Source organism: Acidovorax sp. JHL-3, assembly GCF_000526295.1.
GTDB classification, from domain to species: domain Bacteria; phylum Pseudomonadota; class Gammaproteobacteria; order Burkholderiales; family Burkholderiaceae_C; genus Acidovorax; species Acidovorax defluvii.
In genome coordinates this window covers 2,406,734-2,429,010 of record NZ_JAFU01000001.1, presented here as the reverse complement: position 1 = coordinate 2,429,010, position 22,277 = coordinate 2,406,734, and the positions used below count along the sequence as shown (strand labels likewise).

The following is a 22,277-nucleotide window of genomic DNA, read 5'->3' as shown; positions in this document are numbered from 1 at the left end:
CCTGCGTGCCGCCCTTTTTCTGATTTGACGGAGTTTTTTCATGATTCGCAACCTGCTTTCCTTTACCGCGCTCGCCCTGGCCTTGGGTGCCACGGCCCATGCGCAGGCACCGGCGCCTGCTGCCGCCTTCCCCACCAAGCCCATCCGCCTGATCGTGCCTTTCCCGCCCGGCGGCGGCACCGACATCCTCTCGCGCCTGGTGGCCACCAAGCTCACCGAAAGTGCCAAGTGGACGGTGGTGGCCGACAACAAGGCAGGCGCAGGCGGCACCATCGGCATTGGTGAGGCCGTCAAGGCAGCGCCCACCGGCTACGACCTGGTGATGGGCCAAAAAGACAACCTCGTGATCGGCCCCTGGCTCTACAAGAACCTGGCCTGGGACCCCACCAAGGACCTCACCGCCGTGGCCCATGTGGCCTACACGCCCGTCATCATTGCCACCAGCGTCAACAGCAAATACAAAACCCTGGCCGATGTAGTGGCCGCCGCCAAGGCATCGCCCGGCACCATTACCTATGGCTCGCCCGGCAATGGCACGTCCATCCACCTGGCAGGCGACCTGTTCGAGAAGGCGGCGGGCATCAAGCTGAGCCACATCCCCTACAAGGGCTCCAACCCGGCACTGATGGACGCGCTGGCGGGCAATGTGGATCTGCTGGTGTCGTCCCTGCCCTCGGCCATGGGTCAGATCAAATCGGGCAAGCTGCGCCCGCTGGCCGTGACCTCGGCCAAGCGCAGCTCGTCGCTGCCCGATGTGCCCACCGTGGCCGAATCCGGCTTCAAGGGCTTTGATGTGAGCACCTGGTATGGCGTGTTCGCCCCCGCAGGCACACCCGCCAGCGTGGTCAGCACCCTCAACGCAGAAATCAACAAGCTGCTGGCCACCGCCGACATGAAGGCCGCCATCCAGGCCCAGGGCGCCGAGCCCGAATCCATGTCGCCAGCACAGTTCGGCACCCTGCTCAAGACCGACTACGCCAAGTGGAAAGGCATCGTGGAAGCCTCGGGCGCAAAGATTGAGTGACCCCCTGAGGCGCTTCGCGCCTTCCCCCTGAAGGGGGACGCACCCGGTGGACTGGCTTGGGGCATGCCTATTCCATGAAAAGTGGGTTGCGGCTGATCCGCGGCATCATCGAGAACTGAAACAAAAACGGCTCCTTTCGGAGCCGTTTTTCATGGGGAATGGCGCTCAGTCTCTCACCACCAGCACCGGGATGTGCACCACACCCAGCACGCGCTGGGTGACGCTGCCCAGCACCAGTTTTTCCAGCCCCCGGCGGCCGTGCGATCCCATCACGATCAGATCGGCGCCAGTGCTCTCCACGGCCCGCAGGATGCCGTCGTGCACCGCATGGCCTTCGCCCACCACCGAGGTGGCCTGCACACCGGCGTCGGCCATGGCTTTCTTGGCGGCATCCAGCGAACTGTTGGCTTCGGATGTGGCGGCGCTCAGGTATTGCGCCTGGCCATAGGCGAAATCGGCACCCACGCCGGTAAAGGGATAGGGATCGATCACGTACAGCGCCGTTACGGCACTGCCAAAAGTCTTGGCCAAGGCCGCAGCCTTGGATACCGCCAGCATGGACGTCTTGGAGCCGTCCACAGGAACCAGAATATGTTTGAACATGGTGCTTCTCCTCAAGTTGATCAGGCCAGGCGAAGGCCTGGAAACATGGAACCAGTGTGGCGACCCACCCGCCGTTGCGCCTTGATTCGCATCAAATCATGGTGTGTTGCCGGCCCGGTCAGTGCCGCGCTGGGCCGCTACGTCCGCCCCCTGGAAGCTTTCGCGCCGGCAGGTCACCACCAGCGTGTCGCGGTAACCGCCCGCCACCAGGGGCTGGATGGGCGTAGTCTCGTGGATCATGCGGGCGTCGTCCAGCAGTAGCAGCGACCATGGTGCACTCAGGGTAAAGCGCTGGCCGGCTGGGCCTGCAGCCTCGAAGACACGCGTTTCTCCACCCTTCACGCCCTCGCGGGCCACCAGAAACACCGCCACCAGGTCAACGCCATCGCGGTGCGCGCCCTCGGGCGTAGGGCGGCCAATGCCGTCGGTGGTGTCGATGCGAAACTGGTGCGCCTCGACAAACCAGCGCACAGGCGCATCGGCAGCGGCAAACACGGCGTCGGACACTGCGGCCAGCGCCGCCAGCAACTGCGTCCACACCGGGCGCGCCACGGTTTCGGCAGTCATGGGGGCAAACCAGCGCTCCATGCCGCCGTGCAGGGCGTTGTACTCCAGCGGCTGCCAGTGCGCCCGGTGCGGCACCTGCTCCACACGCCCGTGCGTCACCTCAAAACAGGCATGGCGACGGCGGCGGTAGCGGCCACCGTCTTTCAAAAAATCATCGGGGGGCAAATGGGCCCAGTCTGCAACCAGGGCCTGCAGATCTTGCAGGGGGCAACCAGACCACGCCGCCACATCGCCAGGTGACAGCACGGCGTAGCCGGCTTGGCGCAACTGGTCGGCCACGCCATCGGGCCCGGTGAACGGAGGGGGAAAAGTGACTTCAGCCATGCCGCAGAGCTTAACCGCCGATGCGGCGGGGCCGGGGCCCGCAGGCCCTTGCCCCGCCAAAGTCCGCAGATCAGTCGCGGTTTCCGTTGCCCTTGCCACGGCCATCACCACGCCCGTCGTGGCGGCCGCCACGGTCATGCTTGCCACCACCGCGCTGGCCATCGTCCCAGCGACGGTCGTCCCGGCGGTCATCCCGACCGCTGTAGCCGGGGCGGCCACCGTAAGAAGGCCCGCGAACGGGTTCTTTCACAAAGTACACCGGCTGGCCACACGCGTTGTAGCGCGCGCAGTGCTTGCCCCAGTTCTTGGCATGGCCCGGCGGCACGTGCAGGTAGATAGGCGAGCGCGGCACCATCACGGCCGGCCGGTGAATGATGATGGGTTCTGCATAGATCAGGGGCGGCGGCGGTGCATTGCCAATGTCGATGCGCCCATACACGCCCGGCGCCAACTGCCCTCCTACCGTGGTGTTGATGTAGGTCTGGGCATGGGTGCCTGCGGCGGCAACCAGCAGCAGCACCGTGGTGGCCCCGGACATCAGGTGACGAAGGGTGAGGTTCATGATTTACTCCTTGGGAATCGGGGAACAGGCCAGTTGTAACAAGATCAGCGGTGTTCCTCGTCGAACACCACGCCAAAGATGTAAGCAAATGGGCAGGATCGCGACATTGTTATGGCAAAAAACCGCTCTAGCCCTTTACCCATAAGCGCAAGCAGCTATTATTTTAAAAGCAGTACGCCAACGGTAAATCCCGAAACAAAGCGCCACCGGCCGGGCCTTGAAGTAGCATGGAGCCATACCGCCAGGCCCAGGAGACCGCAATGCCCCACGAACGCCGCCACTTCGTCCGCGTCAGCTTTGACGCCCGGGCCCTGCTCGCCACCCCCAACGACACGTTCAGCGTGCACGTTCAAGACCTGTCGCTCAAGGGTGCACTCATCACGGCACCCGCCCAGGCGCACCTGCAGCCCGGAATGCAGTGCCAGCTCACCCTGGCACTCACCGAAACCGGCAACCACATTGCCATGTCTACCGAAGTGGCCCATGTGGAAGGCCTGCACGCCGGCCTGCTGTGCCGCGGCATCGACCTGGACAGCGTGACCCACCTGCGCCGCCTGATCGAGCTGCAGCTGGGAGACCCGGCCCTGCTCGAACGCGACCTGGCCGAGCTGACGCATCCGGCCCCGGCGCCCTGACGCGGGTCTTTGCGGCATTGAAGGCTGCGGCGCCAGCCGAGCTGGCGCCAGGCAATCAGCCCCCGGAAGCTGCGACGTCTGGCGCTTCCTTTTCCTGCAACAAGCGCCACATCACCTTGCCGCTGCCGCTTTTGGGAAGCGCCGATACGAACTGCACGATGCGTGGCACCTTGTACACCGCCATGTTCTCGCGGCACCAGTCGATGATTTCCTGTTCGGTCGTGTGCTGGTGCGTGGGGCGCAGCACCACCACGGCCTTCACGGTTTCGCCGCGGTAGCTGTCTTTGGCGGCGATGATGCAGGCCTCTTGTACAGCGGGGTGGCGAAACATCAGCGCCTCGACCTCGGCCGGCCACACCTTGAAGCCGCTGGCGTTGATCATGCGTTTGAGGCGGTCGGTCAGGAAAAAATAGCCGTCTTCGTCCATGCGCCCCAGGTCGCCCGAGCGGAAAAAGCGCTTACCCTCGAAATCAATGAACGCCGCCTCGGTGGCCTCGGGCCGCTTCCAGTAGCCCTCGAACACCTCGGGGCCGTGGATGATGATCTCGCCCTGCTCGCCCACCGGCATTTCCTGCAGGGTGTCGGGGTCGATCACGCGCGCATCGGTGCCAATGAAAGGGATGCCCAGGCATTGCTGCTTGGGGTTGTCAGGCGGGTTGGTGTGCGATGGCGCCGCTGTCTCGGTAAGGCCATAGCCCTCGGCATAGCGCAGGCCATAGTGCTCCAGCAGGCGCTGGGCCACGGCCTGGGGCATGGCGGCGCCGCCCCCGCCAATGTAGGCCAGGCTGGAGAGGTCGTACTGCGCAAAATTGGGGCTGGCCAGCAGGTCAATGACCATGGTGGGAATGTTGGTCCACGTCGTGACCTTGTAGCGTGAGATCAGTCGCCCGGCCAGGTCGCGGTCCCACCGGGGCATCACCAGCAGCGTGGCGCCCATATAGATGGCCGCGTGCATCACGCTCACCATGCCCGTGATGTGGAACATGGGCACCACGGCCAGCGTCACGTTGTCGGCCGCTCCGTTGCCCCACAGGCTGCTGGCCACCGCGTTGTGCATGATGCTTTTGTGCAGGTGCATGCAGCCCTTGGGCAGGCCTGTGGTGCCGCTGGTGTAGGGCAACACCGCCAGATCGTTCAGGCCCACCAGCAATGCGGGCGGTGCGGCGGTGCAGGCCAGCGCATCGGCCCAGGCATGCGCCTGACCACCTTCAAGGGCAGGCAAGGCGTGGGGGGTGCAAAGCCACTCACGCCAGGTGTCGGGCGGTGCGTCGGGGCCCGCAATGTCGGCATCAAAGGCATCGGTGAACTGCGTCACCACCAGGTGCGCCAGCCGCTCGCCGGGTGCCAGCGCGTTGCTGGCCTTGGCCAGCTCGGGGGCCAGGTCGCCGGTGGTGATGGCCACCTTGGTGTCGGGGTCGGTGATGTAGTGCTTGAGCTCTTCGGCCCGGTTCATCGGGTTGACCGGCACCACTACCGCGTTGGCGCGCAAGATGGCAAAGTGCGCCATCACCAGTTGCGGGCAGTTCTGCATGCACAGCACCACGCGGTCGCCGCGCTGCACGCCCAGCTGCGCCAGCCGGGCGGCCAGCCGCTCGGCGCCCTCGGCCAGCGCACGGTAGCTCAGCGCACGGCCAAAGAACACCACCGCCGCCTTGTCGGGGTAGCGGCGGGCGTTGATGGCCAGGTTGTCCCACAGCGAGGTGGCGGGCAAGGTGATGGAATGGGGCAGCCGGCGGGGCCAGAACTTGAAGTGGGGGCGCATGAAGTGTTCCTTTGCCCGAAGCCTAGGGCGCCTGCGGCGCGGTGGCATTGGGGATGCCACTGATGCCGCGTCGCGCAGGTGACGCCAGCGTGGCCCCCTCCCCCGTCAGCTATTGACCTGCGCCCACAGCTTGTCCAGCCGTTTCACACTCACCGGCTGGGGCGTGCGCAGCTCTTGCGCGAAGAAGCTCACGCGCAGCTCTTCCAGCAGCCAGCGCAGCTCTTGCATGCGGGCGTCCACCGCACCCTTGCGCTCAGCCACCAGGCGCCAGTAGCGCTGCTCTTGTGGGCGCAGCTCGGCCAGTTTGGCGGCGTCGCGGGCGGGGTCGGCGCGGTATTTGTCGAGCCGCAGCGTGATGGCCTTGAGGTAGCGGGCGTAGTGGGCCAGTTGCGTCCACGGGGCCACGGCGATGAAGTTCTTGGGCATGAGGCGGGCCAGTTGCTGCTGGGCGTCTTGTGTGGCCTCCGGGGCGTTTTTGGTGTCCTTGATCTTGCGGGCGGCGGCGGCGTATTCGGTGAGGATGGTGGCGGCCAGGCGCGCCACTTCATTGGCGATCAGCGTGAGGCGGCCCCGGCCTTCTTCGACGCGGCGCTTGAAGGCGAACTCGTCGGTGGGCAGCGGGTCGAGCAAGAAGGCGCGGTCCAGCGCCACGTCGATGATCTGGGTGCGCAGTTCTTCTTGCGTACCCAGCGGCATATAGGCCACGGCCATTTTTTGCAGGTCGGGGATGTTCTTTTCGAGGTACTTGAGCGCATCTTTGATCTGCAGCGCGAACAGGCGGCGCAGGCCCGCGCGGTGCTTGGCTGCTGCGACCTCGGGCTCGTCGAAAACTTCGATGGTCACGGCGTCGCCGCCGTCGATGAGCGCCGGGAAGCCGATCAGCGTCTGGCCAGCCTTTTTGATCTCCATCAGCTCGGGCAGCTCGCCAAACGTCCAGGTGGTGTAGCGCTGGCCGGCAGGGGCCGATGGCGTGACGCTGGCGGGTTTCGCAGGCTGGGCGGGCGTTGCAGAGCCTTTTACTCCTGATTTGATAGCTGTCTGCGCTCTACCATCAAGCGATGGAGGCACATTTGATCCATTTTTTTCACTTTCGACCGCCCCCGCACCCAGCTTGAGCCCCGCCAGCGCCTGAAAAGCCCCACGCGCCTTGGCGCCCCACTCGGCCTTGAGCGCGCCCAGGTTGCGGCCGTGGCCGAGCTGGCGGCCATGTTCATCGACCACGCGGAAGTTCATGAACAGGTGGGGGCTGAGCATGTCGAGCTTGAAGTCTGCGCGCTTTACATCGAGCGAGGTTTCGTCGCGCACCTGCTTGAGCAGCACGTCGGTCAGGCTGCCGGTGCCAAAGCGCTCGGGCGTACCCAGCAGCTCGGCCAGCCGCTTGGCCGACTCGGGCAGCGGCACAAAGCGGCTGCGCGGGCGCTGGTGCAGGCTCTTGAGCAGGGCCTGGATCTTGTCCTTGAGCATGCCGGGCACCAGCCATTCGCAGCGCTCGTCGCTCACCTGGTTGAGCACGAACAGCGGGATGGTCACCGTGATGCCGTCACGTACATCCCCGGGTTCGTGCAGGTAGCTGGCGGCGCAGTCCACGCCGCCCAGACGCACGGTTTTGGGAAACGCGTTGGTGGTGATGCCTGCGGCCTCGTGGCGCATGAGCTCGTCGCGGGTGAGCTTGAGCAGTTCGGGTTGTTTTTTGGACTCGTCGCGGTACCAGGCCTCAAAGCTGTGGCCGCTGCACACATCCGGCGGCAGTTGCTGGTCATAGAAGGCGTAGATGAGTTCGTCGTCTACCAGCACGTCCTGGCGGCGGGACTTGTGCTCCAGCTCTTCGACCTTGGCGATGAGCTTCTGGTTGGCGGCCAGAAACGGCAGCTTGGTCTCCCAGTTGCCGCCCACCAGCGCCTCGCGGATGAACACCTCGCGCGCGGCGTGCGGGTCTACCTTGCCAAAGTTCACGCGGCGGTTGTTGTAGACCACGATGCCATACAGCGTGGCGCGCTCGAGCGCCACCACCTCGGCAGATTTTTTCTCCCAGTGCGGGTCGAGCAACTGCTTCTTGAGCAGATGGCCGCCCATCTGCTCCAGCCACTGCGGCTCGATGGCGGCAATGCCCCGGCCAAACAGGCGCGTGGTCTCGACCAGCTCCGACGCAATGATCCAGCGGCCCGGCTTTTTGGAAAGGTGTGCGCCGGGGTGTTTGTAGAACTTGATACCCCGCGCGCCCAGGTACCAGTCTTCCTCGTCACCCTTGGCACCCACGTTGCCCAGCAGACCCGCCAGCATCGACAAGTGCAGCTGCTCATAGCTCGCAGGCTGGGTGTTGATTTGCCACTTGTGCTCGGTCACCACCGTGAGCAGTTGGGTGTGGATGTCACGCCACTCGCGCAGGCGGCGGATACTGATGAAGTTCTGGCGCAGCAACTGCTCGTATTGGCGGTTGCTGAGCTTGTGGGTGGGCGCGGCCACGGCGGCCGCAGGAACGGCTTGCACGGCTTGCACGGCAGCCACCGTGCGCTGGGCCACGGGCAAAAAGGACTGGGAAGGCGCGCGCTGATTCGCCATGGCCTTCTGCGCGCGGGCTGATGGCAGGCTGGGCACACCACCGCGTGCTTCGTTGATCCATTTCCACAGCTTCAGATACCCGCTGAACTCGCTCTTGTCGTCGTCGAACTTGGCGTGCGCCTGGTCGGCCTGCTGCTGCGCCTCCATGGGGCGGTCGCGCACGTCTTGCACGCTGAGTGCACTGGCGATGACCAGCACCTCGTCGAGCGCCTTGCGGTCGCGCGCCTCGATGATCATGCGGCCCACGCGCGGGTCGAGCGGCAGGCGTGACAGCTCTGTGCCCATGGGCGTGAGTTCGTTGGCGTCGTCCACCGCGCCCAGCTCGGACAGCAGCTGATAGCCGTCGGCAATCGCGCGGCCCGAGGGCGCCTCGATGAACGGGAACTGCGTCACATCGCCCAGGTGCAGCGACTTCATGCGCAGGATGACGCCCGCCAGCGAGCTGCGCAAAATTTCGGGGTCGGTAAAGCGCGGGCGGCTGTTAAAGCTGGCCTCGTCATACAGGCGAATGCAGATGCCGTTGGCCACGCGCCCGCAGCGGCCGGCACGCTGGTTGGCTGCGGCCTGGCTGATGGGCTCGACCATCAGCTGCTCTACCTTGCTTCTAAAACTGTAGCGCTTGACGCGCGCGGTGCCTGCGTCAAGCACGTATCGAACCCCTGGCACCGTGAGCGAGGTTTCGGCCACGTTGGTGGCCAGCACGATGCGCCGGCCCGTGTGGCCGTCAAAAATGCGGTCCTGCTCGGCCTGCGACAGGCGCGCAAACAGCGGCAGCACTTCGGCGTTGCGCATGACGGGCTGGTGCGACAGGTGCTTGCGCAGGTGGTCGGCCGCCTCGCGAATCTCGCGCTCGCCGGGCAGAAAGACCAGGATGTCGCCGGCCGCATTGCCTTGCCACAGCTCGTCCACGCCATCGGCAATGGCCTCGTTCAGTCCGTAGTCGCGGCTTTCTTCAAACGGGCGGTAGCGTTGCTCGACCGGGAAGGTGCGGCCCGACACCATGATGATGGGCGCGGGAATCAGTTCGCCCCCACGCTCCCCCACTGCGTGTGGGTCGCTGCCCCCGAGGGGGCCCCGCCCGCCTTGGGGCGGCCCGGCGCCGGGCGGGCACTTGCAAAGTGCTTGGCAAACCGGTCTGCATCGATGGTGGCCGAGGTCACCACCACCTTCAAATCTGGCCGGCGCGGCAGAATCTCGCGGATGTAGCCCAGCAAAAAGTCGATGTTGAGGCTGCGCTCGTGCGCCTCGTCGATGATGATGGTGTCGTAGTTCTTGAGCAGCGGGTCGGTCTGCGTCTCGGCCAGCAAGATGCCGTCGGTCATGAGCTTGACCGAAGCATCGCGCGAGAGGCGGTCCTGAAAGCGCACCTTGAAGCCCACCACGTCGCCCAGCGTGGTTTTCAGTTCTTCGGCAATGCGCTTGGCCACGCTGCTGGCCGCAATGCGGCGCGGCTGGGTGTGGCCGATGAGCTGGCCCTTTTGCCCTGCCGGCGCGTTGCACTTGCCACGGCCCAGCGCCAGCGCAATCTTGGGCAACTGCGTGGTCTTGCCTGAGCCGGTTTCGCCGCACACGATGATGACCTGGTGCTGGCGCATGGCCTCCATGATCTCGTCGCGCCGGGCAGAGACGGGCAGGGATTCCGGAAACTCGATGTGCAGGGGAGAGGAAGCGGTGGACGCGGTCAAGGCAGAAACTTCGTAGAGAATCGCGAATTATCCCAGCCCTTGCTGTTTTCCACCCTTCCCGACCGCCCCGCCTGCACATGTCTGCCGTTTTCAACTTCACCTTCGTCCCCTGGTTCCGCTCGGTGGCGCCGTATATCCACAAATTTCGCAACCAGACGTTTGTGATCGGCCTGCCCGGCGAGGGCATTGCGGCGGGCAAGCTGCACAACATTGCGCAAGACCTGGCGCTGATCCAGGCGATGGGCGTGCGCATTGTGCTGGTGCACGGCTTTCGCCCGCAGGTGAATGAGCAGCTGGCAGCCAAGGGGCACGCTGCCAAGTATTCGCACGGCATCCGCATCACTGATTCGGTGGCGCTCGATTGCGCGCAAGAGGCTGCGGGCCAGCTGCGCTATGAAATCGAGGCCGCCTTCAGCCAGGGCCTGCCCAACACGCCCATGGCGGGGGCCACGGTGCGCGTGATTTCGGGCAACTTCTTGACCGCGCGGCCCGTGGGCATTGTGGACGGGGTGGATTTTCAGCACTCGGGCCTGGTGCGCAAGGTGGACGTGGCGGGCATCCAGCGCACGCTGGACATGGGAGCACTGGTGCTGCTGTCGCCGTTTGGCTTCTCGCCCACGGGCGAAGCTTTCAACCTGGCCATGGAAGAAGTGGCCACCAGCGTGGCCATCGAGTTGCGCGCCGACAAGCTGATTTTTCTGACCGAGGTGTCCGGCATCCGCATGCAGCCCGGCGAGCCCGCAGGCGACGACAACCCCATCGACACCGAGCTGCCCCTGGCCGCCGCGCAGGCCCTGCTGGCCACGCTGCCCACCGCGCAGCAGCCCACCGATGTGGGCTTTTACCTGCAGCACTGCGTAAAGGCCTGCAAGGGCGGCGTGGAGCGCAGCCACATCATTCCGTTTGCGCTGGACGGCTCGCTGCTGCTGGAGGTGTATGTGCACGACGGCATCGGCACCATGGTGATCGACGAAAAACTCGAAGAACTGCGTGAAGCCACCGTGGACGACGTGGGCGGCATCCTGCAACTGATCGAGCCGTTCGAGAAGGACGGCACGCTGGTCAAGCGCGACCGCACCGAGATCGAGCGTGACATCTCCAGCTACACCATCATCGAGCACGACGGCGTGATCTTTGGTTGCGCCGCGCTCTACCCCTACCCCGAGGCCAAGACGGCCGAAATGGCCGCCGTCACCGTGTCTCCGCAAAGCCAGGGCACGGGCGATGGAGAAAAGCTGCTCAAACGCATAGAGCAGCGCGCCCGCGCCATGGGGCTGGACAGCATCTTTGTGCTGACCACGCGCACCATGCACTGGTTCATCAAGCGCGGCTTCGTGGTGGTAGACCCCGACTGGCTGCCCGATGCGCGCAAGCGCAAATACAACTGGGACCGGCGCAGCCAGGTGCTGGTCAAGAAGCTCTGAACGTCTCGCGCGCAGCGACGACAGCGCGCGCCACCTGGGCAATGGCCACGTCGCGCTGCTCTGGCTGGGCGGTTGACCGCGTGAGGTAGCAGGTCACGAGCACCGGCGCACCACTGGCGGGGGGCCACAAAACCGCCACATCATTGGCCGTGCCGCTGTCGCTGGCCGTACCCGTCTTGTCACCCACCTTCCAGCCCGGCACACCCGCGCGCAAGCGCTTGTCGCCCGTGCTCGTTTGCACCAGCCAGCGCTGCAGCCAGGTGCGCGAAGCGGGCGTGAGCGCATCGCCCAACACCAGCTTGCGCATCGTCTGCAGCATGGCCAGTGGTGTGGTGGTGTCGCGCGGGTCGCCCCTGGCGGCCTCATTGAGCGTGGGCTCGGTGCGGTCCAGCCGCGTGGCGCCATCGCCCAGCGAGCGCACGAAGGCCGTGAACCCGGCCGGGCCGCCGTGGCGAGCCAGCAGCACGTTGGCGGCGGTGTTATCGCTCAGGCTCACGGTGGCAGCGCACAGCTCGCCCACCGTGAGGCCACCTCCGTCGCCCGCACGCGGGCTGCTGACGGGCGAATACGCCACCACCTCGGCCACCGGGTAGTGCACGCGGGCGTCCAGACGCTCCTTGCCCTGATCCACCAGGGCCAGCATCCAGCCCGCCAGCACCAGCTTGAAGGTGCTGGCCATGGCAAAACGTTCGTCCTGCCGCCAGCCCAGCGCCAGGCCCGAGCCCGTGTCCAGCATGGCCACGCCCAGGCGGCCCTGGGCGGCGCGCTCGATGCCGGCCAGCGCGTCGCTCCATTGGCGGGCCGTCTTGCCATGGGCTGCGCCACCCGGCCCATTGGCGATGCCTGCAGCGGCACAACCCCAGAGGGGCAGCGCAGCAACAGCCACCAAGCCCAAAGAAATCGTTCGTCTTTGCATGAGGAAATGTTGAAAAGTTGAAAGATAGCCTGAAAGACAAGGTGCTTGAGCCCCGACAGGACGAGCGCAGGCGCTGCGACCGGGGGTGGATCGGATAGTGCGGGCAATGCACACAACTGCGCGACTCGCCGAGGCGAAAAGCGACCGCTATCATCCCTCCTCCTCTTCAATGGCGCGCCTTTCGTGGACCCGGTCACCCCCCGCTATCTCACCGTTGCCCTGTACCAGTTTGTCGACCTGCCCGACTGCGCCACCTTGCGCGCGCCACTGCAGGCGCTGTGCGACGAACAGGGCGTGCGCGGCATGCTGCTGCTGGCGCCGGAGGGCATCAACGGCACCATCGCAGGCAAACCGGACGCCGTGCACGCGGTGCTCACCTGGCTGCGCAGCGACGCCCGCTTTGCGGCCCTGCAGCACAAGGAGGCGCCCACCGAACGCCAGCCGTTCTACCGCATGCGCGTGCGCCTCAAGCGCGAGATCGTCACGCTGGGCGTGCCGGGCCTCAACCCCGCGCGCAACGCGGGCACCTATGTGAAGCCCGAGGACTGGAACGCGCTCATCGACGACCCGGATGTGGTGGTGGTGGACACCCGCAACGACTACGAAGTGGGCATTGGCACGTTCGAGCGCGCGGTGAACCCGCATACCAAGAGTTTTGCAGAGTTTCCGGCCTGGGTGGCGGCGCAATCGCAACCCGGTGGCGTACTCGCTGGCAAGCCCCGTGTGGCCATGTTCTGCACGGGTGGCATCCGCTGCGAGAAGTCCACCGCATTCCTCAAATCGCAGGGTTTTGAAGAGGTATTTCACCTCGAAGGCGGCATCCTCAAGTACCTGGAAACCATGCCGGAGCAAGACAGCCGCTGGCAAGGCGACTGTTTTGTGTTTGACGAGCGGGTGTCCGTGGGCCACGGCCTGGCACCAGGCCACCACCAGCTGTGCCGGTCGTGCCGCATGCCACTGGGCGAAGCTGAGCTTGCGTCGCCCCACTATGTGCGGGGCGTGAGCTGCCCCTATTGCCATGGCACGCGCACGCCCGAACAAGAGCGCGCGCTGGCCGAGCGCCAACGCCAGATGGATCTGGCAGACCAACGGGGACAGGCGCACCTGGGCGCACGGCAACCGGGCAACCCGGCGCACCGCTCCCACACAGATGGGGGTGTAAGCAAGGACGAGTCCGCGTGAGCGCCCTGCCCGTCCTGTATTCCTTTCGCCGCTGCCCGTACGCCATGCGCGCCCGACTGGCCCTGGCCGTGAGCGGTCAGGTTTGCGAGTTACGCGAGGTGGTGCTGCGAAACAAGCCACAAGGTCTGCTGCAGGCATCGCCCAAGGCCACCGTGCCCGTGCTGGTGTTGCCCGGCGGCCAGGTGCTGGACCAAAGCCTTGCCATCATGCGTTGGGCGCTGGAGCGGCATGACCCCGGCCGCTGGCTACACCCGAGCCATGGCGCATTGGCCGACATGCTGGCGCTGATTGCCGAATGCGACGGCCCTTTCAAACATGCGCTGGACCGCTGCAAATACCCGAGCCGCTATCCCGAAGCCGATACCGCCCTGGCCAGCACACAGGCCGCGCAATGGCTGCAAGGGCTGGACGAGCGGCTGGGAGAGCATGACTTTTTGTTTGGCCGTCACGCCACACTGTCCGACATGGCCATCGCGCCTTTCGTGCGGCAGTTTGCGGGCATCAACGCCCCCTGGTGGGATGCCCAGCCCTGGCCGCATCTGCAGGCGTGGCTGGCGCAGTGGCAGGCGAGCCGCTTGTTCGAGAGCGTGATGCACAAGCTGCCTGCGTGGGTGGATGGCACGGAGGGGGTCCTGTTTCCGCACCCTGCAGCGACTTCGGCTGCCGGTGGTAGCGCTTGTAACCCGCTCTGAACTGCTGCGCCTTCGTTTTGAACCAGAACCGGGCGTGGCCGGGGGGACAAGACTTCTGCTGAGGACCCGCTGCCACCGGTCAGAGTTACCAGACAGCGGCCGTTCTTCACCCGGCCCGCGCGAGAAGCCTTCGGCTCCGATACACCCGAAAAACAAAAGGCGCTCAGAAGAGCGCCTTTCGCAAGATCCATGGCGAGCCAAGGGCATCAAGCCATCGAGTATCCCGAGCCTCCGCGACCGCCACCCTTCAAAGCCCGCACCAGCAGCACAAGCATCACGAGCCCAAAACCCACGAAGCAGATGAACGACCAGTTGGCAATCGAGCCACCCAGGAACGTCCAGTCGATCGCCGTGCAGTCACCCGAGCCTCGGAAGATCATGGGGATGGAGCGGCTGATCGGGTAGTTTTCGATCATTCCGTACAAATCACGGCCACAGGTGGCGATCTCGGGTGGGTACCACTGCAGCCAGCTCTGGCGCGCTGCGACAAAGGCGCCAAAACCCGCCATGACCAAAGCCAGCACCGCCCAAGAAATCCACCAGCCTTTTTGACCTCTAGCGCTTGCCAGGCCTGTAAAGATTGCTACACCAATGAGAGCATAACGCTGCACAATGCACATGGGGCAAGGCTCCAGGCCCACCACATGCTGCAAATACATGCCAAAAGCCAGCATGGCCACGCAGGCCACGCTGATCAGTGCCAGCACGCGGCGCGGGGCCGCAGTCAACCAATTCATTTCTTATTCCCTCATCCAATAGCAATTGCAGGGCACTGCCTGCGCAACCGGCACCGGTCGATGCCGGTCCACCGGGTGCGTCCCCCTTTAGGGGAAAGACGCACAGCGACTCAGGGGGAGTCAAATCCCGGCGGCGTGATCCAGAAAAACGCGGGCGCGGCGCGGTGTCACCACCAGCATTTCACCCTCTTTGAAACCCATCTCCTTGAACTGCTGCGCCGGAATCTGCGCTTCGATCAAGTGGTCCGGGGACGCATTGTCCGCTGGTTTGTGATCGTCGGATGGAATTAGTTCCAGCCGCGCAATCGGGCCCACCACGATGGCGCGGCTGAGTTGCGCGACGATGCCGCGGGGGCGGCCATGAATGTCCAGCCCGGCCCCGGGCGCATAGCGCTGCACGTCCAGATCGTGCGGACGTACATAGGCAAAGGCCTTGGCGTTTTGCGCCTGGCTGTGCTCGGGCGAATCCAGTTCGATGCCTTCCATATGCACCAGCCCTTCGTGCGCGCGGCCATGGAACAGGTTCACATCGCCCAGAAAGCCATAGACAAACGGACTGGCCGGGTTGTCCCACACCTGCTGGGGCGAGCCGCTTTGCTCGATACGCCCCTGGTTGATCACCACCACGCGGTCGGCCACTTCCAGTGCTTCTTCCTGGTCGTGCGTCACGAAGATGGAAGTGACATGCAGCTCGTCGTGCAGGCGGCGCAGCCAGCGGCGCAACTCCTTGCGCACCTTGGCGTCCAGCGCACCAAAAGGCTCATCGAGCAGCAGCACCTTGGGCTCCACGGCCAGCGCGCGGGCCAGGGCAATGCGCTGGCGCTGGCCGCCAGACAGTTGCGAGGGGAACCGCTCGGCCAGCCAGTCCAGCTGCACCAGCTTGAGCAGGTCGGTCACCTTCTGCTTGATCTGTGCCTCGCTCGGGCGCTCGTTGCGGGGTTTCACGCGCAGACCAAAGGCTACGTTCTCGAACACGGTCATGTGGCGAAACAGCGCGTAGTGCTGGAACACAAAGCCCACGTTGCGCTCGCGCACATGCACGTCGGTGGTGTCCTCGCCGCTGAAGTGGATGGTGCCCACATCGGCCGTCTCCAGCCCCGCGATGATGCGCAAGAGCGTGGTCTTGCCGCAGCCCGAGGGGCCGAGCAGCGCAATGAGTTCGCCAGACTGGATGTCCAGGCTCACATCGCGCAGCGCCTGGAAGTCGCCGAACTGCTTGCTGACGTTACGGATTTCAATGCTCATGTTCTGTGTTCCTTCACACGCCAGCGGGCGCGGGGCGCTCGGGCGGCAATTCGGCGGCGGCCTTTAGGGCCTGTTCGTTGCGGTGTTCGGCAATGGTTTTGATGACCAGCGTGACCAGAGCCAGCAGGGCCAACAGCGAGGCTGCGGCAAACGCGGCCACCGACTGGTATTCGTTGTAGAGAATTTCGACGTGCAGCGGGATGGTGTTGGTCTGCCCACGGATATGGCCCGACACCACCGACACCGCGCCAAACTCGCCCATGGCGCGCGCGTTGCACAAAATCACGCCATACAGCAGGCCCCACTTGATGTTGGGCAGGGTGACATACCAAAACGTCTGCCAGCCGGTGGCGCCCAGCACGATGGCGGCCTGTTCCTCGTCGTTGCCCTGCGCCTGCATCAGCGGGATCAGCTCGCGCGCGATGAACGGAAAGGTCACGAACACGGTGGCCAGCACAATGCCCGGCACGGCAAAGATGATCTTGATGTCGTGCTCTTGCAGCCACGGGCCAAACCAGCCCTGCGCGCCAAACATCAGCACGTAGACCAGGCCAGCTACGACAGGAGACACCGAGAAAGGTAAGTCCACCAGCGTTGTCAAAAACGCCTTGCCCTTGAACTCGTACTTGGCAATGCACCACGCAGCCGCCACACCAAACACCAGGTTCAGTGGCACCGCAATCAAGGCGGTAATCAGCGTGAGCTGGATGGCCGACCAGGCATCGGGCTCGCGCAGGCCTTCCAGATACGCGCCGAAACCCTTGCGCAGCGCCTCGGCAAACACCGCAGCCAGCGGCAGCACCAGGAACAGCAGCATGAACGCCAGGGCGATACCAATCAACGTGTAGCGCACCCAAGGCGCTTCGGTCGTCCCCGCCCGGGCGCGGCGAATGGTTCGGGAGTTGTTGCCGCTCATGCTGGTGCCCCCGCGTGGCGCCGCTGCCAGGCTTGCAGCGCATTGATGACGAGCAGCAGGACGAACGAGATGACCAGCATCACCGTTGCCACCGCAGTGGCGCCGGCGTAGTCGTATTGCTCCAGCTTGCCGATGATGATGAGGGGCGTGATTTCAGACACCATGGGGACGTTGCCTGCAATGAAGATGACCGAGCCGTATTCGCCCACCGCCCGCGCAAATGCCATGGCAAAGCCGGTGAGCAACGCAGGTGTAATCGAGGGCAGAATGACCTTGGTGAAAGTTTGAAAACGCGTGGCACCGAGGCAGGTGGCGGCTTCTTCGAGCTCTTTTTCAGCGTCTTCCAGCACGGGTTGCACCGTGCGCACCACAAACGGCAGGCCGATGAAGACGAGTGCGATCACGATGCCCGCAGGCTTGAACGCCAGTTGGATGCCCATGGGCTCCAAGATCTGGCCGATCCAGCCATTGCCCGCCAGCAGCGCCGTCAGCGAGATGCCGGCCACTGCGGTGGGTAGTGCAAACGGCAGGTCCACCAGCGCATCCACAATCTTTTTGCCCGGAAACTTGTAGCGCACCAGCACCCACGCAATCAGCAGGCCAAACACCAGGTTGACCAGCGCCGCGAAGAACGAGGCACCAAAAGTCAGCTGGTACGACGCCACCACGCGTGGCGAGCTGACAGCCGCCCAGAACTGGTCCCAGGTGAGCGTGAAGGTCTTGAAGATCAGTGCCGACAGGGGGATCAGCACGATGATGCTCAGATAAAACAGCGTGTAGCCCAGCGTCAGGCCAAAGCCGGGCAGCACCCGCTTGGGCGCACGCCGACCAGCCTGCGCAGAAGTCAGCAACGCCGACTGCGCAGCCGCAGAGGTCGCAGCGGTCATGGCTTATTTGGTGCTGTAAATTTTGTCGAACTGGCCGCCGTCATTGAAGTGCACCTTCTGCGCTTCGGTCAACGAACCAAAGTACTTGGCCACCGTGAACTGCTTGAGCGGTTTGAACGTGGCAGCGTGCTTTTTGAGCACGGCTTCCGAGCGGGGGCGAATTGCGTGCTTGGCCGCGATTTCCTGCGCTTCATCGGAATACAGGTAGTCGAGGTAAGCCTTGGCAAGCTGCGCCGTGCCCTTCTTGGCAACCGTGCGCTCCACCACGGCCACAGGGTTCTCGGCCACCACGCTGACCGACGGGTACACGGAATCGACCTTGCCCACGCCAAATTCGCGGTCGATCGACACCACTTCGGATTCAAACGTAATCAGCACGTCGCCAATGTTGCGCTGCAAGAAGGTGGCCGTGGCGTCGCGCCCGCCCTTGGCCAGCACGGGCACATTCTTGTAGAGCTTGGCCACAAATTCGGCGGCCTGCGCCTCGGTGCCACCCTTTTCGCGCACGGCGCCCCAGGCGGCCAGATACGCGTAGCGGCCATTACCGCCGGTCTTGGGGTTGACCACGATCACCTGCACACCGGGCTTGATGAGGTCGTCCCAGTCCTTGATGCCCTTGGGGTTGCCGTTGCGCACCAAAAACAGCATGGTCGATGTGGTGGGCGATGCGTCGTGCGGGAACTTCTTGGACCAGTCTTTCGCGACCACGCCGCTGTCGGCCAGAAACTGCACGTCGGTGGTGGTGTTCATGGTCACCACGTCGGCGGCCAGGCCATCGTTCACAGCGCGCGCCTGGGCGCTGGAGCCGGCGTGCGACTGGTCGATCTTGACGTCCTGGCCGGTGGTCTTTTTGTAGTGCGCGGCAAAGGCGGCGTTGTAGTCCTTGTAGAACTCGCGTGCCACGTCGTACGACACGTTCAGCAAGCTCTGCTGCGCCATGGATGCGCCGCTCGCGGCCAGGGCCAACGTGGCCAGGAGGGTCTTGAGTTTCAAAGAAGTCATGGTTGCGCGCCTGATCAAAAACGGTTGATGGGGCATTGTGCTGAGCCCTGCTTAAAACTCAAAAGAATATATTCTTGTTAATTAATCGAAATTGGGTATATAGAAATTTCAACCCGCAGCCCTGCTTGCGACTGGCAATGCGCCGAGCCCATCAAAATATCAAGCCAAAATACCCTCTAGCGCTTATGCAGAAAGCGCTAGCAGCTATTATTTTATGAGCACTCAAGCCCGGCGGCCTGCTGTGCCGCTGCGGCAGACACCTGCACGGTGCCGGGGGAATGCGCCACACCACGGGCCAGATCGCCTTGCAGCGACTGCAGCAGCGCCCAGCCCAGTGGCCACTCGCCGTGACCCGAGTCGATGTTGATGTGCCCGGCGTTCTGCATGTGCACGAACTCGCTGCCCCAGGCCCGCGCATAGGCGCCTGCCAGGCGGATGGGACAGAAGGGGTCGTTGCTGCTGGCCACCACGATGCTGCGACAGGGCGGCGGCGCAAAGGGCACCGGGGCAAAGTCACTCAAAACGGCGCGGCGCTCCGGGTCGGCCGGGGCCACCAGCAGCGCGCCGCACACGCGGGCCGCAGCGTCGGAGCCCATGTGGGTGGTGGCAATGCAGCCCAGGCTGTGCGCCACGATGACCACGGGGTTCGGAGCGGCCAGCACGGTTTTTTCGAGTTGCCCAACCCAGGCCAGCCGCGTGGGCGAACCCAGTCGTCCTGCACCACGCGTCGGGCATTGGGCAGGCGATCGGCCCAAAGGCTTTAGTAGCGCAAAACCCGGCATTGACACCCTGCTTCAGGTGTCCGCGTCACCGCGCTTTTGCAAGGCCTGCCGGGTTGCCTGGCTGCTGCGGCCAGGCATGGCCTCGCCCAGATAGTCCAGAAAACGCCGCACCGCTGGTGACAAGCCTCGGCGCGACGGGAAGACCGCATGCACGATGGAAGGCGCAGGCGCCCAGTCGGGCAGCACCCGCACCAGCTTGCGCGCGCGCATTTCGTCCTGGCACATGTAGTCGGGCATCCAGCAGATGCCGGTGCCCGCCATGGCGGCGATCTTGAGGGTGAGCAGGTCATCGGCCACATAGCGCGGCTGGTGCTGCACCGTCTGGTGCGCACCGCCAGGGCCAATAAGGTTCCAGGTAGAACGACCGTCGGGCGCCGACATGGCAATGCTGTCCATGCGGGCCAGGTCTTCCAGCGTCTTTGGGGTGCCCTGGCGAATCAGTTGCTCGGGGCTGGCCACCAGAATCTGGGTGGCGTGGTCCAGCCGCTTGACCACCATGCTGCCGCTGTCGTCCACCGATGGCCGCACGCGCAGCGCCACATCAATGCCCTCCTCCACCAGGTTCACCGCGCGGTTGCTCACCTGCATCTCGACCCGCACCTCGGGGAAACTGGCCAGAAACTGCGGCATCAGCTCCGCCAGCACCGTCTGCGCCAGGGTCACGGGGCAGCTCACGCGGATGGTGCCGCGCGGCGCCGTCTGCACCTGGGCCACGGTGTCGGCAGCGGCCTGGGCCGATTCGCGCATGGCCTGGCAGTGGCGCAGGTAGGCTTCGCCCACCTCGGTGAGCGCAAGCTTGCGCGTGGTGCGCTGCAACAACCGCACGCCCAGCTGCGCCTCCAGCTCGGAAACACGCCGTGACAGGCGCGATTTGGGAACGCCCAGGGCGCGCCCGGCCGCAGCAAAGCCGCCGCGCTCCACCACCTCTGCGAAATACAACATGTCGTTCAGGTCTTGCATGGCAGTCATTGTTCTATGGATGGAACAATCTATCGCAATTTTGCTGGCTTATCAACAAAACGATATCTATCGACAATTGACCCCATGGCCACATGTGGTGGCTCTCTTACAAACTTCCGGAGATCCTCATGCAACTGCTTCACATTGATTCCGCCATCACCGGTGCCCATTCCGTTTCGCGCCAGCTCACCGCGCAGATCGTGGCCGCTTACCAGGCCAACCACCCTGGCACCCAGGTGAGCTACCTGGACCTGGTGGCCGATGCCCCAGCCCACTTCACCATGGACGCGATGGCACCCCGCACCGGCCAGACCGACGGCCTGAGCGAAGTGCAAAAGCGCGAAAACGCTGTGTCCGAGCGACTGGTCAGCCAGTTTTTGGCGGCCGACGTGGTGGTGATTGGCGCCCCGTTCTACAACTTCAGCATTCCCACCCAGCTGAAGGCCTGGATTGACCGCATTGCCCAGCCGGGCCGCACCTTCCAGTACACCGCCAACGGCCCCGAAGGCCTGGCCAAGGGCAAGACGGTGATCATTGCCTCCACCCGTGGCGGCGTGTATTCGACCAGCGAAGGCGGCCAGGCGATGGAACACCAGGAAAGCTACCTGAAGGTCGTGCTGGGCTTCTTCGGCGTGACCGATGTGCGCTTTGTGCGCGCTGAAGGCGTGGCCATGGGCGACGCCGCCAAAGCCCAGGCCATGGCAGATGCTGCCCAGGCCATTCGCAGCCAGGCCGCTGCCAACCAGCCTCAGGCAACGCAAGCTGCCTGAAGCACAGGGCGCGGTTGGCGCGCCCTGTCCCGTGCAAAGCAAAAAACCCGGCATTGAGCCGGGTTTTTTGCTTTATGAATCAAAACAGGCCTTAGACCTTATGGGTAAAGCGCTAACAGCTATTATTTCAATAGCATATATCAGAAACCTGGCAGCACCGAACCCTTGAACTCCACCTCGATGAACTTGCGGATTTCTTCGGACTGGTAGGCCTTGAGCAGCTTGGCCACCCAGGGCTGGTTTTTGTCTGCCTCACGCACGGCTATCAGGTTGACATAGGGGCTTTTGGTGCTTTCAAGGGCGATGGCATCCTTCTTGGGGTTCAGGCCGGCCGACAGGGCAAAGTTGGTGTTGACGGCCGATGCGTCCAGATCGTCCAGCGAGCGCGGCAGCTGGGCTGCATCCAGCTCCACAAACTTGAGCTTCTTGGGGTTGCTCACCACATCCAGCGGCGTGGCCTTGAGGCCGGCGCCGTCTTTCAGCTTGATCAGGCCATTGTCTTGCAGCAGCAGCAATGCACGGCCGCCGTTGGTGGGGTCGTTGGGCAGGCCAAAGCGGGCGCCTTGCTTGAGCTCGTTGAGGCTCTTGACCTTCTTGGAATACAGGCCCATGGGGAAGTTGACGGTGTAGCCCACCGACACGATCTTGTAGCCCCGGTCTTTCACCTGGGCATCGAGGTAGGGCTTGTGCTGGTAGGCGTTGGCATCCAGGTCGCCCGCCGAAAGGGCAGCATTGGGCTGCACATAGTCGCTGAACTCGATCACCTGGATCTTCAGGCCGTCTTTTTCGGCCACTTTTTTCACCTGCTCAAAAATCTGGGCGTGCGGGCCAGCCGTCACACCAATCTTGAGAGGTTTGTCTTGCGCCAGTGCGCCGGGGGCAAAACCGGCGGCCAGGGCCAGGGTGAGGGCAGATTGCAACAGGGAGCGCTTGTTCACGGAGACACCTTTCGTATGGAGATACCTCGCATCTTAGGGTTAGCCCTATAAAACGCAAACAACCGTTTTCCTATTTCCTTAGCTCGATATCGAATAAAGAATCAT

General features: G+C 64.3%; 18 protein-coding genes and 2 pseudogenes. 6 read left to right on the top strand and 14 right to left on the bottom strand.

Annotated features, from left to right (window positions below):
- Positions 1 to 40: 40 nt before the first annotated feature.
- Positions 41 to 1,024 (top strand): tripartite tricarboxylate transporter substrate binding protein, encoded by a 984-nt coding sequence (locus tag K226_RS0111430; RefSeq protein WP_024814936.1) that lies wholly within the window; start codon positions 41 to 43, stop codon positions 1,022 to 1,024.
- Between the two features lie 165 nt (positions 1,025 to 1,189).
- On the opposite strand, the gene K226_RS0111425 is transcribed toward K226_RS0111430, so the two are convergent.
- From K226_RS0111425 to K226_RS0111415, 3 genes are all read right to left on the bottom strand, one after another.
- Positions 1,190 to 1,627, bottom strand: coding sequence for a universal stress protein (locus K226_RS0111425; RefSeq protein WP_024814935.1), 438 nt, complete (start codon positions 1,625 to 1,627; stop codon positions 1,190 to 1,192).
- A gap of 96 nt (positions 1,628 to 1,723) precedes the next feature.
- The gene (locus K226_RS0111420; RefSeq protein WP_024814934.1) at positions 1,724 to 2,518 is read right to left on the bottom strand and encodes a 2OG-Fe dioxygenase family protein; all 795 of its coding nucleotides are present in this window, start codon (positions 2,516 to 2,518) and stop codon (positions 1,724 to 1,726) included.
- Positions 2,519 to 2,588: 70 nt separating this feature from the next.
- The gene (locus K226_RS0111415; protein WP_024814933.1) at positions 2,589 to 3,080 is read right to left on the bottom strand and encodes a hypothetical protein; all 492 of its coding nucleotides are present in this window, start codon (positions 3,078 to 3,080) and stop codon (positions 2,589 to 2,591) included.
- A gap of 260 nt (positions 3,081 to 3,340) precedes the next feature.
- On the opposite strand from K226_RS0111415, the gene K226_RS0111410 reads away from it, so the two are divergent.
- Positions 3,341 to 3,715, top strand: a complete 375-nt coding sequence (locus K226_RS0111410; RefSeq protein ID WP_024814932.1) for a PilZ domain-containing protein — start codon at positions 3,341 to 3,343, stop codon at positions 3,713 to 3,715.
- A 55-nt stretch (positions 3,716 to 3,770) separates the two neighbouring features.
- Here K226_RS0111410 and K226_RS0111405 read toward each other — a convergent pair whose 3' ends face one another.
- Positions 3,771 to 5,477, bottom strand: coding sequence for a long-chain fatty acid--CoA ligase (locus K226_RS0111405; RefSeq protein ID WP_024814931.1), 1,707 nt, complete (start codon positions 5,475 to 5,477; stop codon positions 3,771 to 3,773).
- A 105-nt stretch (positions 5,478 to 5,582) separates the two neighbouring features.
- Positions 5,583 to 9,640, bottom strand: a pseudogene (locus tag K226_RS18915) (DUF3418 domain-containing protein); the annotation flags it as partial.
- 158 nt (positions 9,641 to 9,798) lie between these two features.
- On the opposite strand from K226_RS18915, the gene argA reads away from it, so the two are divergent.
- Positions 9,799 to 11,145, top strand: a complete 1,347-nt coding sequence (gene argA / locus K226_RS0111395; protein ID WP_024814930.1) for an amino-acid N-acetyltransferase — start codon at positions 9,799 to 9,801, stop codon at positions 11,143 to 11,145.
- Here argA and bla read toward each other — a convergent pair.
- The gene (bla, locus tag K226_RS0111390; protein WP_035241016.1) at positions 11,132 to 12,061 is read right to left on the bottom strand and encodes a class A beta-lactamase; all 930 of its coding nucleotides are present in this window, start codon (positions 12,059 to 12,061) and stop codon (positions 11,132 to 11,134) included. The genes argA and bla overlap by 14 nt on opposite strands.
- 183 nt (positions 12,062 to 12,244) lie before the next feature.
- Between bla and K226_RS0111385 the strand changes: the two genes are divergently transcribed.
- Positions 12,245 to 13,243, top strand: a complete 999-nt coding sequence (locus tag K226_RS0111385) for a rhodanese-related sulfurtransferase (RefSeq protein WP_024814928.1) — start codon at positions 12,245 to 12,247, stop codon at positions 13,241 to 13,243.
- Positions 13,240 to 13,935 carry a glutathione S-transferase gene (locus K226_RS0111380; RefSeq protein WP_024814927.1) on the top strand — a complete coding sequence of 232 codons (696 nt, stop codon included), beginning with the start codon at positions 13,240 to 13,242 and terminating at the stop codon, positions 13,933 to 13,935. Before K226_RS0111385 ends, K226_RS0111380 begins: the two co-directional genes overlap by 4 nt.
- A 206-nt stretch (positions 13,936 to 14,141) precedes the next feature.
- Here K226_RS0111380 and K226_RS0111375 read toward each other — a convergent pair whose 3' ends face one another.
- The 7 genes and pseudogenes from K226_RS0111375 to K226_RS0111345 form a co-directional block, all read right to left on the bottom strand.
- Positions 14,142 to 14,672 (bottom strand): disulfide bond formation protein B, encoded by a 531-nt coding sequence (locus K226_RS0111375; protein ID WP_024814926.1) that lies wholly within the window; start codon positions 14,670 to 14,672, stop codon positions 14,142 to 14,144.
- A 120-nt stretch (positions 14,673 to 14,792) separates the two neighbouring features.
- On the bottom strand, positions 14,793 to 15,917 hold the full coding sequence (locus tag K226_RS0111370; RefSeq protein ID WP_024814925.1) for a sulfate/molybdate ABC transporter ATP-binding protein: 1,125 nt from the start codon (positions 15,915 to 15,917) through the stop codon (positions 14,793 to 14,795).
- A 13-nt stretch (positions 15,918 to 15,930) separates the two neighbouring features.
- Positions 15,931 to 16,833 (bottom strand): sulfate ABC transporter permease subunit CysW, encoded by a 903-nt coding sequence (gene cysW / locus K226_RS0111365; protein WP_024814924.1) that lies wholly within the window; start codon positions 16,831 to 16,833, stop codon positions 15,931 to 15,933.
- Entirely contained in the window at positions 16,830 to 17,720 is an 891-nt protein-coding gene (cysT, locus tag K226_RS0111360; protein ID WP_024814923.1) for a sulfate ABC transporter permease subunit CysT, read from the bottom strand. The genes cysW and cysT overlap by 4 nt, the downstream gene beginning before the upstream one ends.
- Before the next feature lie 3 nt (positions 17,721 to 17,723).
- Entirely contained in the window at positions 17,724 to 18,722 is a 999-nt protein-coding gene (locus K226_RS0111355; protein WP_024814922.1) for a sulfate ABC transporter substrate-binding protein, read from the bottom strand.
- 212 nt (positions 18,723 to 18,934) lie between these two features.
- Positions 18,935 to 19,482, bottom strand: a pseudogene (locus tag K226_RS18910) (RBBP9/YdeN family alpha/beta hydrolase); the annotation flags it as partial.
- Positions 19,483 to 19,516: 34 nt separating this feature from the next.
- The gene (locus K226_RS0111345) at positions 19,517 to 20,464 is read right to left on the bottom strand and encodes a LysR family transcriptional regulator (RefSeq protein ID WP_024814921.1); all 948 of its coding nucleotides are present in this window, start codon (positions 20,462 to 20,464) and stop codon (positions 19,517 to 19,519) included.
- Between the two features lie 128 nt (positions 20,465 to 20,592).
- On the opposite strand from K226_RS0111345, the gene K226_RS0111340 reads away from it, so the two are divergent.
- The gene (locus K226_RS0111340) at positions 20,593 to 21,234 is read left to right on the top strand and encodes an FMN-dependent NADH-azoreductase (RefSeq protein WP_024814920.1); all 642 of its coding nucleotides are present in this window, start codon (positions 20,593 to 20,595) and stop codon (positions 21,232 to 21,234) included.
- Between the two features lie 140 nt (positions 21,235 to 21,374).
- Here K226_RS0111340 and K226_RS0111335 read toward each other — a convergent pair whose 3' ends face one another.
- Positions 21,375 to 22,172 carry a MetQ/NlpA family ABC transporter substrate-binding protein gene (locus tag K226_RS0111335; RefSeq protein WP_024814919.1) on the bottom strand — a complete coding sequence of 266 codons (798 nt, stop codon included), beginning with the start codon at positions 22,170 to 22,172 and terminating at the stop codon, positions 21,375 to 21,377.
- Between the last annotated feature and the right edge of the window lie 105 nt (positions 22,173 to 22,277).

Excerpts from the sequence above, each read along its gene's own strand:
- K226_RS0111430 (WP_024814936.1), top strand. The coding sequence starts at position 41 with ATGATTCGCAACCTGCTTTCCTTTACCGCGCTCGCCCTGGCCTTGGGT.
- K226_RS0111425 (WP_024814935.1), bottom strand. The coding sequence starts at position 1,627 with ATGTTCAAACATATTCTGGTTCCTGTGGACGGCTCCAAGACGTCCATG.
- K226_RS0111420 (WP_024814934.1), bottom strand. The coding sequence starts at position 2,518 with ATGGCTGAAGTCACTTTTCCCCCTCCGTTCACCGGGCCCGATGGCGTG.
- K226_RS0111415 (WP_024814933.1), bottom strand. The coding sequence starts at position 3,080 with ATGAACCTCACCCTTCGTCACCTGATGTCCGGGGCCACCACGGTGCTG.
- K226_RS0111410 (WP_024814932.1), top strand. The coding sequence starts at position 3,341 with ATGCCCCACGAACGCCGCCACTTCGTCCGCGTCAGCTTTGACGCCCGG.
- K226_RS0111405 (WP_024814931.1), bottom strand. The coding sequence starts at position 5,477 with ATGCGCCCCCACTTCAAGTTCTGGCCCCGCCGGCTGCCCCATTCCATC.
- argA (WP_024814930.1), top strand. The coding sequence starts at position 9,799 with ATGTCTGCCGTTTTCAACTTCACCTTCGTCCCCTGGTTCCGCTCGGTG.
- bla (WP_035241016.1), bottom strand. The coding sequence starts at position 12,061 with ATGCAAAGACGAACGATTTCTTTGGGCTTGGTGGCTGTTGCTGCGCTG.
- K226_RS0111375 (WP_024814926.1), bottom strand. The coding sequence starts at position 14,672 with ATGAATTGGTTGACTGCGGCCCCGCGCCGCGTGCTGGCACTGATCAGC.
- K226_RS0111370 (WP_024814925.1), bottom strand. The coding sequence starts at position 15,917 with ATGAGCATTGAAATCCGTAACGTCAGCAAGCAGTTCGGCGACTTCCAG.
- cysW (WP_024814924.1), bottom strand. The coding sequence starts at position 16,833 with ATGAGCGGCAACAACTCCCGAACCATTCGCCGCGCCCGGGCGGGGACG.
- cysT (WP_024814923.1), bottom strand. The coding sequence starts at position 17,720 with ATGACCGCTGCGACCTCTGCGGCTGCGCAGTCGGCGTTGCTGACTTCT.
- K226_RS0111355 (WP_024814922.1), bottom strand. The coding sequence starts at position 18,722 with ATGACTTCTTTGAAACTCAAGACCCTCCTGGCCACGTTGGCCCTGGCC.
- K226_RS0111345 (WP_024814921.1), bottom strand. The coding sequence starts at position 20,464 with ATGCAAGACCTGAACGACATGTTGTATTTCGCAGAGGTGGTGGAGCGC.
- K226_RS0111340 (WP_024814920.1), top strand. The coding sequence starts at position 20,593 with ATGCAACTGCTTCACATTGATTCCGCCATCACCGGTGCCCATTCCGTT.